The sequence below is a fragment of the Caldiplasma sukawensis genome, assembly GCF_052315375.1.
In the GTDB taxonomy this organism is placed as follows: Archaea; Thermoplasmatota; Thermoplasmata; order Thermoplasmatales; family Thermoplasmataceae; genus Cuniculiplasma.
Genome location: NZ_JBLSDG010000005.1, coordinates 40,655 through 54,109 on the forward strand (window position 1 = coordinate 40,655; position 13,455 = coordinate 54,109).

At 34.6% G+C, this 13,455-nt stretch carries 15 protein-coding genes, 1 tRNA gene and 1 pseudogene; 14 read left to right on the forward strand and 3 right to left on the reverse strand.

Annotation, left to right across the window (positions count from 1 at the left end):
* Positions 1 to 26 precede the first annotated feature (26 nt).
* Positions 27 to 317, reverse strand: coding sequence for a hypothetical protein (locus ACNF4Z_RS04075; RefSeq protein ID WP_458327973.1), 291 nt, complete (start codon positions 315 to 317; stop codon positions 27 to 29).
* 161 nt (positions 318 to 478) lie between these two features.
* On the opposite strand from ACNF4Z_RS04075, the gene ACNF4Z_RS04080 reads away from it, so the two are divergent.
* The 13 genes and pseudogenes from ACNF4Z_RS04080 to ACNF4Z_RS04140 all read left to right on the forward strand — a co-directional run bounded on the left by ACNF4Z_RS04080 (position 479) and on the right by ACNF4Z_RS04140 (position 11,124).
* Positions 479 to 551, forward strand: a tRNA-Val gene (locus ACNF4Z_RS04080).
* Positions 552 to 707: 156 nt separating this feature from the next.
* On the forward strand, positions 708 to 1,232 hold the full coding sequence (locus tag ACNF4Z_RS04085; protein WP_458327974.1) for a hypothetical protein: 525 nt from the start codon (positions 708 to 710) through the stop codon (positions 1,230 to 1,232).
* Positions 1,233 to 1,403: 171 nt separating this feature from the next.
* The gene (locus tag ACNF4Z_RS04090) at positions 1,404 to 2,018 is read left to right on the forward strand and encodes a hypothetical protein (RefSeq protein ID WP_458327975.1); all 615 of its coding nucleotides are present in this window, start codon (positions 1,404 to 1,406) and stop codon (positions 2,016 to 2,018) included.
* Between the two features lie 359 nt (positions 2,019 to 2,377).
* Positions 2,378 to 2,710 carry a hypothetical protein gene (locus ACNF4Z_RS04095; protein ID WP_458327976.1) on the forward strand — a complete coding sequence of 111 codons (333 nt, stop codon included), beginning with the start codon at positions 2,378 to 2,380 and terminating at the stop codon, positions 2,708 to 2,710.
* Positions 2,711 to 2,722: 12 nt separating this feature from the next.
* Positions 2,723 to 2,983: a hypothetical protein gene (locus tag ACNF4Z_RS04100; RefSeq protein WP_458327977.1), complete on the forward strand. Its 261-nt coding sequence runs from the start codon at positions 2,723 to 2,725 to the stop codon at positions 2,981 to 2,983.
* A gap of 190 nt (positions 2,984 to 3,173) precedes the next feature.
* A complete protein-coding gene (locus ACNF4Z_RS04105; protein ID WP_458327978.1) occupies positions 3,174 to 3,326 on the forward strand; it encodes a hypothetical protein in 153 nt (50 codons plus the stop codon).
* Between the two features lie 353 nt (positions 3,327 to 3,679).
* The gene (locus ACNF4Z_RS04110; RefSeq protein WP_458327979.1) at positions 3,680 to 4,126 is read left to right on the forward strand and encodes a hypothetical protein; all 447 of its coding nucleotides are present in this window, start codon (positions 3,680 to 3,682) and stop codon (positions 4,124 to 4,126) included.
* 518 nt (positions 4,127 to 4,644) lie between these two features.
* Positions 4,645 to 5,337, forward strand: a pseudogene (locus ACNF4Z_RS04115) (DNA-methyltransferase); the annotation flags it as partial.
* A 1,897-nt stretch (positions 5,338 to 7,234) separates the two neighbouring features.
* The gene (locus ACNF4Z_RS04120; protein WP_458327980.1) at positions 7,235 to 7,444 is read left to right on the forward strand and encodes a type II toxin-antitoxin system HicB family antitoxin; all 210 of its coding nucleotides are present in this window, start codon (positions 7,235 to 7,237) and stop codon (positions 7,442 to 7,444) included.
* Positions 7,437 to 7,655, forward strand: a complete 219-nt coding sequence (locus ACNF4Z_RS04125; protein WP_458327981.1) for a type II toxin-antitoxin system HicA family toxin — start codon at positions 7,437 to 7,439, stop codon at positions 7,653 to 7,655. The genes ACNF4Z_RS04120 and ACNF4Z_RS04125 overlap by 8 nt, the downstream gene beginning before the upstream one ends.
* A gap of 384 nt (positions 7,656 to 8,039) precedes the next feature.
* A complete protein-coding gene (locus tag ACNF4Z_RS04130) occupies positions 8,040 to 8,249 on the forward strand; it encodes a hypothetical protein (protein WP_458327982.1) in 210 nt (69 codons plus the stop codon).
* Positions 8,250 to 8,776: 527 nt separating this feature from the next.
* On the forward strand, positions 8,777 to 9,412 hold the full coding sequence (locus ACNF4Z_RS04135) for a hypothetical protein (RefSeq protein ID WP_458327983.1): 636 nt from the start codon (positions 8,777 to 8,779) through the stop codon (positions 9,410 to 9,412).
* 881 nt (positions 9,413 to 10,293) lie between these two features.
* Positions 10,294 to 11,124: a GNAT family N-acetyltransferase gene (locus tag ACNF4Z_RS04140; protein ID WP_458327984.1), complete on the forward strand. Its 831-nt coding sequence runs from the start codon at positions 10,294 to 10,296 to the stop codon at positions 11,122 to 11,124.
* A 182-nt stretch (positions 11,125 to 11,306) separates the two neighbouring features.
* Here ACNF4Z_RS04140 and ACNF4Z_RS04145 read toward each other — a convergent pair whose 3' ends face one another.
* Positions 11,307 to 12,305 carry a GHMP family kinase ATP-binding protein gene (locus ACNF4Z_RS04145; protein WP_458327985.1) on the reverse strand — a complete coding sequence of 333 codons (999 nt, stop codon included), beginning with the start codon at positions 12,303 to 12,305 and terminating at the stop codon, positions 11,307 to 11,309.
* Positions 12,302 to 12,886 (reverse strand): D-sedoheptulose-7-phosphate isomerase, encoded by a 585-nt coding sequence (locus ACNF4Z_RS04150; RefSeq protein WP_458327986.1) that lies wholly within the window; start codon positions 12,884 to 12,886, stop codon positions 12,302 to 12,304. The genes ACNF4Z_RS04145 and ACNF4Z_RS04150 overlap by 4 nt, the downstream gene beginning before the upstream one ends.
* Before the next feature lie 90 nt (positions 12,887 to 12,976).
* Here ACNF4Z_RS04150 and ACNF4Z_RS04155 point away from each other — a divergent pair, with 90 nt between their 5' ends.
* Positions 12,977 to 13,426 carry a D-glycero-alpha-D-manno-heptose-1,7-bisphosphate 7-phosphatase gene (locus ACNF4Z_RS04155; protein ID WP_458327987.1) on the forward strand — a complete coding sequence of 150 codons (450 nt, stop codon included), beginning with the start codon at positions 12,977 to 12,979 and terminating at the stop codon, positions 13,424 to 13,426.
* The last annotated feature ends 29 nt before the right edge of the window (positions 13,427 to 13,455 follow it).

The window sequence follows — 13,455 nt, forward strand, 5'->3', positions numbered from 1 at the left end:
ATTTACTCAATCCATTTTTTATAATTTTATAAATTATTACTTGACAGCTTTACATCATTCAATATTATAATTCCTGGTGATAGGACATATTTAAATTTATTCTCCCTTTTGATTGTAAGAAGAACAGATTTTCCCTTAACTGGTCTATATTTAATAAAATAATCTACCATACTTTTTTTCATTGAGGCATTTAATTCCAGCATAAGAAAGGTTTTAGTTCCAAGATAATGAACACAGACAGGAATCTTTCTTTCCTCACTTTCTAGAACTTCTGGATCAAGCTCCATGGTACATACGTTTCCCACATTTATCCTCATTGGGCTTCATCAACATATGTGTTCACTATTACTTAAATCTAATGTTTAAACCTCCTTTATTTTAAAGGTTTTATACCTCTTTTCATTTAAAAATAATATATTATAATAATTTAGATTCATCCACATAAAAAAATTAATACGTATTAAAAATAAAGGATTAAGGGCTCGTAGTCTAGTGGTTATGATGCTGCCCTTACAAGGCAGAGGTCACTGGTTCGAATCCGGTCGGGCCCATTTAAACTATTAATCGAATACTTTTGATGCTTTTAACCGTTGTGTTGTGATATCATGATCATTCGGCTCAGATATAAGGATCTTCTTCTCGATGATGATGTGTGAAGATGGTTTGAGAACCTGAATCCATATTCAGTTCTCATTGAAACAGTTTATGTGCGAGGATTAGGATATTATTGCCATCTCAACGATACAAATCCCAAGAAAATTCTAAAAAATGCAAAGAACAATGAAAAGGAATTCAAAGATAAATTCATAGATTTTATAAGAAAGCTGGAAAGAGAGGGTAAAGCAGGATCTTACATTGCGAGGTTCAAGAAGGTTATCTTATCATGGCTGAAGTTTAACGGTATCAGTTTACAGTTAGCCGTTAACATATCCGGAGAGAACGAAACGCCAACGATAGCGAATGAGAGAGTGCCCAGCAAGGAAGAATTGGCAAGGATATTGAGAAAGGCAACCTCTCGTGGAAGAGTTATCATGGCATTAATGGCATTTTCAGGACTGAGACCGGAATCGCTTTGCGATTATGAAGGCACTGATGGATTGCGATCGGGAGATTTAAAGGAGCTGAAATTATCCGATGAGATAGGGTTCAACAAGATCCCTGTTACTGTAACGGTGAGAAGCAAGCTGAGCAAGGCAAGGCACCAGTATTTCTCATTCTTAGGCGAGGAATGAGAAATATATATAAAGGAATATCTTGAGGAGAGGAGAAAGCAGGGAGAGGAACTGACATATGATTCACAGCTATTGCAGTTCGATGTCCGAGGAATAAAGAAGAACGCATTTCTAAGGACAACGCTAGTTACAAGAGATGTGAGAGATGCCATATACGGAGCAGGAATGAAAATGCGATCGTATGTTTTAAGGGGATACTTCTCAACGGCACTTGACATAGCAGAGAGCAAAGGTCTCATATCTCATCCGTGGAGGCAGTTCATAATGGGTCATAAGGTCGACATTGAAGCAAGATATTCCACGAACAAGCGATTGTCACCTGACAAGATCGAGGAGATTCGCGCGTCATATAAAAAATGCTTAAAGTACCTTGAAACGAGGATAACAGACCCATCGGAAACCGATGCAAAGATATACCTCCAGCAACAGCTTTTACTTGCAGTTGGCTACAAGCAGGATGAAATCGATAGAATGACCCTTGCAGAGATGAATAAAGAGGCATTCCAGAAACTGCTCCGCGACAAGGTTGCAGGCGCAATGTCAGGCAACGGCTCAAAGCAGAAACTCGTGACTGTAGGCGAAATAGAAAAATTCCTCAGTCTTGGCTATGAGTTTCAGGCATTTTTGCCAAAAGGAAAGGCTATAATGAAAATGCTGTTTTATATATTCTCCCAAAATATAATAAAAATATGCATAAAGGTAATATCTATTAGGACATTAACCTTATTTAGTAGGTTACAAAAACTAATTGAAACATTGAACTTACCAATCATTCTTATATACTGAAAGATTTTAAATCTAATATTTTTATTCAAACTTTATGACTTGAAGTAATTTCCTTGATGCAAAAGGGAGAAAAACAACAAGATTAAGTGTGCCACATAAGGAGGAATATACAGAGGGGAAACTAAAAATAATGGAAGGTGTGACAAATTTCAGGTGACAGGTAAATGAGAGATAGATTAATCTGTTTAAGCATGGGCATTGCAATAATGGTCGTTGACACATTGCTAGCTCTCAGGTATCCAAAAATATTGATCTATAGCCTCTGGGGTTCCTTCCTAGATTTCTTCATTCCCTTTTGAATAGGATTTTCAACCCTACTCTACGGAGCATTTAAGGCCAAGGATTATGGGATAAACCCCGTGATTGGAAAAATAGGCTCAGGAGGTTTCACCTGGGTGATTAGGCAAAACAGGATTCAGGGCACAAGAACTTGGGAGACTGACCATGATATACTTTCTGAACTTCCCGGTGCCGTAAAATCATCTGACGGAAAAACAGTTGAATACAGTAGTTTGTTCATAAGAAAGCCTTATGGATCAACAAAATACACGAAAAGACTAAACGAAGCGGCCAATAAGTATATTGCAGGGGAAATAGATGAAGAGGGATTTTATAACTATGTGGGAAAGCGTGGGCCCAAGGAGGAGCAGATGCTTGAATTTACCAAGATATTCAAGAATGATTATAAATGAGGTGATGACAAAATGGTTAAATTTCATCCAATAAACAAAACAATGACTGTTGGAACCTTTATGTTTATAGGTTCAATGGTGATAATGGTTCTTGGAGCTCTATTTCATGATCTTAATTATTCTGCGTCATTGTATATTTCGTTCTTCTTCTACGGGTTGGGAATATTCTTCATCTCTGCTTTAATACTCTTTATTGGAGTTTTGCTTGCAGCAAAGAGCGGAAAGCTGCAAAAAAGGGCAAGCGACATTTTCAACAATAGAAAATCGAAGTGAAGATAGGCTGATATTTTAACATAAATGATTAGGTTATTCAAACTTCATGATTTTGACACCCCGCGGATTATAAGTATCCTCCTGACAGGAGCGTGGAAACGGTTCTCAGACCAATAAAGGACAGGAAACGCAAATTACAGCACTCTTATACAAGCGATCTGTACATAGCATTATCAGTCATTCCGGGGAGATGATCTGCTCCTCGGCCCAGCTAAAGTGCAAGTTGCTTGACAGGAGAATAGATATGCTCACAGAGGTTGTATTAAGCGATCTAAGAAAACGTTACTTGAAGGATCTGCTGAATATTTGGCAAAGGAGATTAAAAAAACTCAGGGTAAAATGATGAACAATATCAAGATGAGAGGCCTGGAAGCCTCATATCCCAGAACTCAAGTGTTGACATAGAACAGGATAAGGAAAATGGAAAATATAAGAAAAAGGTTGTTTTTAAGGTCACAGAAAGGCAGTACGAAAACCATAAGAGATACTTCGGGGCGCTTCGGATCGGAAGAACCTATTAAGAAGTGACGAGAAGCACTCCATGATTGAAAAGGAAAAGGCCAAATACTTGGAAAACATCGAACTGGATATTAAGAAACGGTTAACCAAGTAATGGTTAACTTGTAACGTTAAGTTATAAAGCTTTGAAATATTAAAAGAAAAAGTAATTAACATTCAGACATTAGAGGTAATTGAATGGCATTCTCCGGTAGATTTACGCGTTGGGTTCCGTTATTAATTGTAGCTGTTGTTGACTTCCTTGTATTATTCTCAGTTTTATATTTTGTACCCAGCTCATCTCCTTATTATACTCCACTTTACTATATCGTAGATGCACTGACCTTCGCTGCTGTGGTTCTCACCGCCCAATCTATTAGATTTAAAACGGGTTTTGGAAGAAAAATAATTTACAGGTCAAATACGACAAAGCCTAACTTCATTTATAGCAACATAGTTGACGATTCTGACACCGATATTTATAAACAGAAGCTGAAAGAAGCATCTGATCTCTACCTTCAAGGGAAAATAAACTCTGATGAGGAATTCTTCACTGTAATAGGTGAGCACACTCCAAAGGAAGAGCGTATTTTACTTGCCCTAAAGGGAGCAAGAGAAGAATTCGAAAAAATGAGTAGAAGATAATCATGCAAATGCAATATCCGTGTCTTCAGATGATCCCAAGTTCAATCGTGAGGCAGATCTTATGACTCAAATGTTAAGCCGGAGACAATACTTTATCATTTCCACTTCCATTGCAGTTTCAGGTTTAGTGGTTTTAACAGTCGGCCTTTATTATTTGTATGAATGTATAAGATTCAACTCACTAGCGAGCACCGTGTTCTACGCTGCTCTATAGGCTTTTGGAGTATTAGTCCTCCTAAGAAGATACTTGAAAATTAGAGATTCAAAAAAATAGCATGTGATCTAACTGTCATTTGACTTTTAATTTTAGTAACACCAATAAACACTGGATTTTAATAACATATGCGTCACTCTAAATTCTGCGACACAAATAAAAGTTACTTTGGGCTAATTTCGAACCAGTGCAAAAGATGAAATCGGCAAGGGTCCAGCGAGAGGGAAATGATCATAATCAAGGAGTATGCCAAATCCAGAGGCTAAGAACTGGAATTTTTTGAAGACTGTGCCAAATCTGAAGAAAACTCTATGATAAAGACATGTCCCTAGATGAATACAGATATTTTCTAATCAGTGTATGGAAAGAAGTTTATAGAGTGCTCATTCCCGGAGGTAGAGCTTGTATAAACGTCGCGAACCTTGGTCGTAAGCCATACATTCCACTACATGCCTACATAATCGAAGACATGATTAAATTAGGCTACTTGATGCGAGGAGAGATAATCTGGGATAAGGGAAATACTGCAAGTTCCTCAGTAGCCTGGGGAACATATATGTCAGCAAAAAACCCAGTTCTTCGAGATTCTCACGAATACATATTGGTTTTCTCAAAGAAGAGTTTTACTCGAGGAGTCAAAGCCAATATGAAATCCACGATGACTAAGGATGATTTTATACAGTACACAAAGAGTATGTGGTCAATAGGTGCTGAATCAGCAACCAAAGTTGGTCATCCTGCACCTTTCCCAATCGAGTTACCAAAGAGATTGATAAAACTATACTCTTTTGAAGAAGAAGTAGTGCTGGATCCTTTTATTGGTAGTGGAACAACAGCTTTGGCTGCAATTGAATTGAATAGACATTATATTGGGTATGATATAGATCAAAAATACATAGATATAGCAAATAGAAGGATTAAATCATTACTGAATAGTAAGTCTCAAAAGTTGTTAGATGAACAATTTGCTGATTATACTATTTTTGATCAAAGGTAATATCTTTTTAAGGCTCAAATTCAATCTCCATTCACTATTTACTATGTACCTTCTGCTCTCCTGCAAGCAAAAGAAAGGATGGTTTTTAGCCAGATTTCAGGCAGGTGGTCAGAAAAGCTGAAAGATTAAGCCCATAGACTCTAGGATTTTCAAGAATTTCACTCTCAATAAAAAAACTTACTCTCTTTCTTTGTCTCATTACGCGCACAGATACACAATGAAATAAATGAAATTCGTGGTTTTACATATCATAATAAATCTTAATTCTCTATGATTATGTGTAAATAGATAATAGGTGCAAATTCCATACACAATAGGGATTTGTTTTATTTTTATATGAATTTGCGTTCATACAAAACTTTTTTAGTATAGAAAATAGAGGCTTGTTTTAAAAGTTGAATGATTCTGCCACATGCTATACCTGAGACATGAGAACCACATTACTGATAATTAGCATCATGATTTCCCATTTTGATTATTCTCATGGTTTCTTACGCAAATAAAGTTTGAGCATGTCATACATTAAAAATACCAAAATTTAAATCAAGACTGTAACTTATTTACTATTTCCTCTGCTATATTTGCCAGGCTATTTCCTGAGCTTTTATCATAAGTATACGGGCAGGTCTTAGTATGCTCCAACAAGTCGCTCATTTCATGTATAAAAAGGAGAACATATAGATCTTAGATGTTTAAGTCATGTTTTATGATAACATCTGGAGTCCAATCGTCTTGTCTGAATAAAATTCTCAAAGAGATGGCCATACCAATTAAGATTTTGAAAAAATCAAAACCTATTGTGCTCTAATCCTATCTATTCAGGACATTTAGACTGCCAGATGTCCAATCTTTCATTGACAAAACGAACCTCAAGAGTTCTACCAACACCCAAATATCTTTATTCAGAGAATATAATGCTTTGATTTCATAGGCTGTTTCAAAGATGACTTTCATTGCTTCCTTATGTGATATCCTCTATATGTAGGGCGCTTCAGCCTTTATCTCCTTAAGTGGGAAAATAAGTTCTCATTCAATATACTCTTGAAATTAATGCCTTAGCAAAATTTCTATGTAAAATTTCAGGATTGTTTAACAAAAATCTTATGCATTTTTCATAATTTTTGCATCATTTACATCTCTTAAATAATCGATATCCGCTAAGTCAATTTTTCATCATTGTAAACTAAATTTCCAAGAGGAATAACGCTGGGTCCAATAAGCCGGTTTTTTCTTTAGTGGATTTTTCTCTTTATTAATTCACAAATGAGGTATATTTCTTTTAGAAATCTGCTATTGTTATTTTTAGACTTATTGCTATTTCTCATTAAGGAATACGGCTTCAATGGAATTATAGATTAATAGTTCACGGAAAGACACTAGAATTGCAAGTCTTGTGATATCGCCCTAATCTTGAACCTGGTTGGCATATGAGTTACCAATTATTAGCAAACGAAGCATAACATGGAGGTTACTCCCGTCCTCATCCCTTATAGATAACTTAATTCTCCTATATACCACAGAAGAATAGCAGATAAGTATACACATCATGCATTTTCGTTTTAATCTTATCTACAAATAGTCACATTCATTGTATTGAAGAAATCAATGGGCGCAAGGAAGTGAATCAATGTAATTATTTCACTTTCATTTCATCAGGTTTTTAATCATCTTATATTTGTTCAAATGAGCCGGGTCTCCTGAAAGATATAATTGGATCTACCATTGTTATAATGAGGGTATATCGTGATTTCTAATGGAGCTATGATAACATTGGATGATTTCATCCCTAGACCTCTAACAAAGAGAACGGATAAATTCATAAGATTGTTTGAATTCTATAACCTTAAGATAATCCTGAAGGAAAAAAACTTATAAATTCGATATACATAGTTCTATGATGAAGTATACTGTTATATTTGAAAGGGATGAGGCAGGATTCTATGTTGTCAGTGTTCCTGCACTACCAGGATGTTTCACACAAGGTAAAACGAAAAGTGAAGCTCTTGAAAACATCAAGGAGGCCATAGAATCATATATAGGTTCCCTTAAAAAGCACAATGAGCCCATTCCTGAAGATGTTGGAGCGGAAGTAATACTGAATGCCTAAGCTTCCGGTATTGTCCGGTAACGATGTAATAAAAGCTCTTTCTAAGATAGGTTATAATTTAGACCATCAAACAGGAAGTCACATTACACTTGTAAACAAATCCGGAAAGAAGATTACTGTCCCAAATCACAGAGAGATTGGCCCTGGACTTTTAAGGGCAATAATCAAACAGGCGGGCTTGAGCATCGAGGATTTTCAAAAACTCCTGTAATTTTTTCTATGTATTAACAAGTTTTCAGTTCCTTATTTTCACCTTTGACATTACCAACATTTTCCTGATGGTATTATGTGATACCTTGTTCTTAAGCTAAGGAATTTATAGAATTATCTTACCTTTGTTTCTGACTTATTACAGTTTAAGGGAGATCTTTCAGGGAACCAAGCATGGTTTTTCTGACCTGCTTACATGAAGCATTGAGCCCATTCTCCTTTCTTGTGCCCCCTTCAATATGTGTTTTCTATCAAATTCTGCCTAAGCTCCCCAGTTCTGGAAAAGCACCTTTCCTATTGGTGTCATTAGATTGATGTTTTGATCTAGGAATACCATACTTACATTATGTGAGTCCAATAAGTTTGTGGTCTCTATGACTTTGATTTGGAAGCAGAGGAGACATTTAACGAGATTAAAGATTTGCCAACAAGTGTATTTAGAAAGTTATTTGAAAACAAAGAAGTTTTCAATGATATTATTTTAACGTTATTCCCAGAAAAGAAAACCCTTCGTTTATTATTAGGTTATTTTATGCAAAAAAGCAACCAAAGTATTTACAGAACATTATACAATGAGCTTAATAATCTTTTATAAATTACTTTTGCTCATGCTCAAATTCACCCCGACTTCGCTACGCTCAGCCACCCCTCTTTGAGCCTTCGCTATTCACCATGTTCCCTCCGCTCGCCTGCACGCCGAGCACAGGACCCATGCTTCGCCTCCAATCAAAATTCACCTCCGTCTTGCTTAGCAATCCACATCTTTTGATTTACGGCTCGCACTCTTTCTTCGAAAGAGCCATTCATTCGCTATGTTTATTCAGAGTGGTCTCATGTAATCGCCGCTCTTGGTTTATGTGTGGTGTTACACACCACCCACCGCTGAAGCTTACACCACTCGGTCCTGCTTCGCAGGACTTCCGGCTCGCTCCGGGCACATTATTCTCTCCTGCGGAGTGCAATTCAGGAGAGGAAGCTTAAGGGGATGCTTGATGGGAATGCTAATATATTACACTAGATTTGTTTCATATGCAGGGTAAAACTAAAAAAAGATCTAAGATTAAGTAGAATAACAAATCAAAAACCCCTGAACAAGCAGGTAGGGCTATCAGCCTTTTCTTTATGGTAAATTCCTTAAAAGAACTTCTCGGAAATTCGCAGAAAGTTATGCCCACACAGGCGATAGCAAAAAGGTATGTTGAACTAAAAGAAATACTAAAGGAAATTCAACCAGAATCAATAACAATGTTGCCAGAGATCGATCCTGATAATGTAACAATTGAAGAATTAAGGATTGAATTTGAAATGATGTTTGCCAGTTGTATTCCATTTATACTGAATTATTCCAAGACTTTTGAGGACCTTCTCAATATGGTACATACGTTCGTCCCTTCAAATGTTCAGGGTCAAGATTTTTTAGCCGCACACAGGGATCTAATTTTTGCGCTTAGATTAGGAGAGGAGTGGGCATCAGCGGCTCTATTCCTGTCATTACTGGACATTATGATAACTGAAAGATTAGTCCAGCTTGGTGAACAGAGGGAAAAGGTCAATGAGATGTCATTTCAAAATAAGGTTAAACTACTATCTAATAAAGCATCTAGCAATGGTGTCCAAATTGATAGTCTTTTTGTTGATTCTTTTTATAAGATAAGAACCAGGGTGCTAAACGAAGGGGAGACACCTATTTCTGATGAGCTTCAATATATTAATGATTTTATTCACAAATTCTATCAATCACTTGTTCAGATCAAATAAGTGAGTAGGTAATTAGATAGTATTCACTTAAAAGTTTAATCAAATCCAGTGTGGACATTACATATTTAATTAAATTATTGTTTAAATTAAAAATTTCTAATCTTGTTTCAAAAATTTTATTATATATATGCAAGCTTTATTATTTTACCATGTATGATACAAATTTGAAAATGATGATGCTCAACTAAAAATTAAATTTTTTCTTAGAAAAGATTTGTTTGAATTCCTCAATATCTATGAATTTAGATGATAACCTGGTGACAATCTCAAGAATAAAACATAAATGGTTAAAAGAAAATTGACTCTGGTACTGGGGGCATTACATTCCATAATACCTTTGTTTTTCCATTTAATATGTAATTAACGGTTGAATTTCCATATTTCTTCATTTTCATGCCTTTTTTTAATTTTATGGCATTTGGTATAAACAGTTTCCACACTCTTAAATTCAAGTAGAACAATAATTATTCATATGATAATTAAGAAAAATCATTTTTAATTCACAATATTTTTTTTATATTTTCTTTAAATAATATTAATTTGCCTTTATTCAATAAAAAAGAAGTTTAAATTTATGGCTAACTGTATTAGTGAGGTGGAACCTTTAGCAATTTATCCATTTCCTGAAAAACTAACTAATCCACCATATTTGTTACATCTTTAAAATTTAGAAGCACTCTTTTTTAAAATCTTGTATTTAAAAATAGAGAGAAAAAAAGTGCATCTTAAGGTATAATTAAAATAATGAATATCTCTTTTTTAACTAAATTAGGAATGTGTGCCTAAAAATGACTTTAAGGTTCAAATTAAATTATTGATAATTAAAATTACTAATATTTAATAGATTGAAAAAAATTTATAATGCTATACATTATTTAAAGATGGAGAGAGCAGAACTTATAGTTACGATCGAAAAAACAAATGCTATGCTGGACAGAAAGGGACTTGATGAAAAATTTTTCGAAAAAATTGGTATTGAAAGGATTAATTTGGATGGAATTAAAGGATATGTGACTCCATTTAATTCTGAAAATGCTAATCATGTGGGGCTTGCAAATTTCTCAGATAATATAGATCATAGAATAGATGAAGTCATTAATTTTTTTAAGGAGAGAAAAAAGTCCTTCAGCTGGATTATCGGGCCTTCTACTAAGCCAAACGATATAAAAGAAAGGTTGGTAAAGAAGGGTTTTTATTACGACGAACTTAATTCTGAATATGGTGTTGCAATGAAAACTTCTGAAATTGGATTGAAATTTAATAATGATTATACTGTGGACGAAATTAACATAGAAGAAATGGAAAATTATACTGAACTTATATCTTCATCATTCGGAATGGGAATTGATAACATTGCTGAATCACTTGTTTATATGTCCAAGATGATAAATTCCACTGAAAGATACAAAGGAAAAATAAAGTTATTTGTGGCAACACAAAAATATAGTAAGGAAAAAGTTGGTTTTTCCATAATGGAGATGGATACTGAGGATGGTTACGCAATCCTGGATGGTGCTGCAGTAAAAAAGGAATTCCGGGGAAAGGGTATTTACAAAAACATGATAATTAAAAGAATGGAAATTGCCAAAGAAAATGGAATTGATTATGTTATTGTGCATGCTTTGAAATCAACTTCAGCACCAATTCTTGAAAAAGTTGGTTTTGAAAGGATCTGTGAATTAAATATGTATAATTATAAGATAGAAAGCTAATTAAACTTCACAATTTATCTTATTTAATACGAATGAAATTAATCCTTTTCAGGATGAAAATACCTAAATCTTTGACGTTTATATCTTATTCATTTCCTATTACCATTTCATTTTATTTAAAACAAATTCAAAATACTTTTAAACTTAAATTAATCATCAATTAGTTTAAGAATATGGTTTAATCATTCCATATAGACTATTCTGGAACCAAAATTTTCGATGTGAATCTCATAGATTTTAAGCTGATTTAAACTTTTTATCACCTTTGTTCTATTTTCAGGTGGCGAAAGGAAAAGTAAAAATCCTCCTCCCCCGGCCCCAATCAATTTTCCTCCGTATGCACCAGCATTAATGGCATCACTGTACCATCTATCGATATCTTCCATGGTTATTCCTGAACCAAGTTCTCTTTTTAATTTCCAGTTTTCATCCATAAGTTTTCCAAGATTTTCAAAATCCATCCTTAATATGGATTGAGCAGACTCAAATGCTATATCTCTCATCCTTTCATAATTTGACTTTTTATTCTCAACATTTTTTTTCTGTTCATTATGGATAATGGATGATTTTCTTTCGATACCTGTGTAGAAAAGCATTAGCATCTGATTCAAAGCATTAATTCCCTCTTCATCCATTTTTATTCTATTTATTTTCACCTCTTCATTTGATTCAAATATTAGATGTTGTATTCCACCATAAGCAGCTAAGTACTGATCCTGTTTCCCTTCTGGCTCTTTTAGTATTTCTCTCTCAATTTTAACAGCCTCTTGTGCCAGCTGTCCTGGTGAAACAGTTTCTCCAATCCATGTATGAAGGGCATTTAATAAACCCACCAGGAACGAACTGCTGGACCCTAAGCCAGTCCCTTCAGAAGGTACTTCAGTTATACTTACAATCTGTAAACCTTTCTTTATGTCAAGTAACCGTAGTGCCTCCCTGACTGTGGGATGTTTGATATCATCTATGTTCTTTATTGCATTCTCAGTTTTAGAATAACTTACCCTTATCTCATCGGTTCTGAAATTACTTGCAACCGTAACATATATGTACTTGTTTATGGAAGCTGAAACAACTGATCCAGGCCCGTAATTTCTATAAAAGTCAGGAATATCTGTTCCACCACCTGTGAATGTAATTCTCAAAGGTGTTTTTGTAGTCACAATTCTGATATTTCTATTCATTGGATTTCACCATTTTCTTTAATTTTATCCTCAACTATTTTTGAAAAGATATGCCCTGCAGCTATTGTGCACTCCTGAATTATTGATGTTCTTTTACTTTCTATTTTAAGAATGTTTTTATTATTAATTAAAGTGGATAATTTTCCACCATCCTTACCTGTTATGGCAAATACATTGCATCCTTTTTTAATTGCAGCTTCAACCCCTCTTACAACATTAGTTGAATTTCCACTTGTGCTCAGTGCAATTATCATGTCACCCACATCTGCAAATGCCAGGATCTGTCTGCTGAAAACTTCATCATATGAGTAATCATTCCCGATAGCGGTTACTGATGAAGAATTTCCATGTAATATCATTGCAGGAAGAGGTTTCCTTTCCATTTCAAACCTGCCTACAAACTCAGCTGCGATGTGCTGTGCATCTGCAGCACTTCCTCCGTTTCCAAAAATTATTAATTTTTTTCCATTCTTAAATGTTTTATATATGCTCTCATCAATATAACTTATAGTTTTTATGTCCATATTAAGTCTGACCTTCGATCCCTCTTCAAGATAAGAGCTGATTTCTTCATCATTCATAGAGGGGATTAAAGATTAGAAAATATTAATATTTTCCATATACAAATAGTAATAATAACAAAAAAAGGAAATAAAAAATTGACATAACAAATGGTGAAAAAGAAGGCCCTTTTCATTGATAGGGACGGAACAATAATTCATGACTGTCCATATTGTCACGACGTTTCTCAGATAAAACTCTACGATGATACAGTACAGATGATGAAGGAATACATGGAAAAAGATTATCTCATAATTATAATTACAAATCAATCTGGCATTGGAAGAGGGTATTTTTCAATGAGGGATTATGAAAATTTCCATAACGCTTTGATTCAAAAACTGAAAGAAAGAGGTGTGAAAGTGGATGCAACATACTTTTGCCCTCACACCCCTGATGATAAATGCTCATGCAGAAAACCAGAAACCGGTTTAATAAAAAAAGCAATGAAGGATTTTGAAATTGACATTGAAAGTTCAATAGTTATCGGGGACAGGGATGATATAGATGGTGAACTGGCACGCAGAATGGAAATAGATTATGTTATAATCAATAGATAACTAAAAATCCATATTTTAAAAATTAGAAA

What these genes read in the sequence shown, in the direction of transcription:
- ACNF4Z_RS04075 (WP_458327973.1), bottom strand. Translation starts at nt 317, where the DNA reads ATGAGGATAAATGTGGGAAACGTATGTACCATGGAGCTTGATCCAGAA.
- ACNF4Z_RS04090 (WP_458327975.1), top strand. Translation starts at nt 1,404, where the DNA reads ATGCGATCGTATGTTTTAAGGGGATACTTCTCAACGGCACTTGACATA.
- ACNF4Z_RS04100 (WP_458327977.1), top strand. Translation starts at nt 2,723, where the DNA reads ATGGTTAAATTTCATCCAATAAACAAAACAATGACTGTTGGAACCTTT.
- ACNF4Z_RS04105 (WP_458327978.1), top strand. Translation starts at nt 3,174, where the DNA reads ATGATCTGCTCCTCGGCCCAGCTAAAGTGCAAGTTGCTTGACAGGAGA.
- ACNF4Z_RS04110 (WP_458327979.1), top strand. Translation starts at nt 3,680, where the DNA reads ATGGCATTCTCCGGTAGATTTACGCGTTGGGTTCCGTTATTAATTGTA.
- ACNF4Z_RS04120 (WP_458327980.1), top strand. Translation starts at nt 7,235, where the DNA reads ATGAAGTATACTGTTATATTTGAAAGGGATGAGGCAGGATTCTATGTT.
- ACNF4Z_RS04125 (WP_458327981.1), top strand. Translation starts at nt 7,437, where the DNA reads ATGCCTAAGCTTCCGGTATTGTCCGGTAACGATGTAATAAAAGCTCTT.
- ACNF4Z_RS04135 (WP_458327983.1), top strand. Translation starts at nt 8,777, where the DNA reads ATGGTAAATTCCTTAAAAGAACTTCTCGGAAATTCGCAGAAAGTTATG.
- ACNF4Z_RS04140 (WP_458327984.1), top strand. Translation starts at nt 10,294, where the DNA reads ATGGAGAGAGCAGAACTTATAGTTACGATCGAAAAAACAAATGCTATG.
- ACNF4Z_RS04145 (WP_458327985.1), bottom strand. Translation starts at nt 12,305, where the DNA reads ATGAATAGAAATATCAGAATTGTGACTACAAAAACACCTTTGAGAATT.
- ACNF4Z_RS04150 (WP_458327986.1), bottom strand. Translation starts at nt 12,886, where the DNA reads ATGAATGATGAAGAAATCAGCTCTTATCTTGAAGAGGGATCGAAGGTC.
- ACNF4Z_RS04155 (WP_458327987.1), top strand. Translation starts at nt 12,977, where the DNA reads ATGGTGAAAAAGAAGGCCCTTTTCATTGATAGGGACGGAACAATAATT.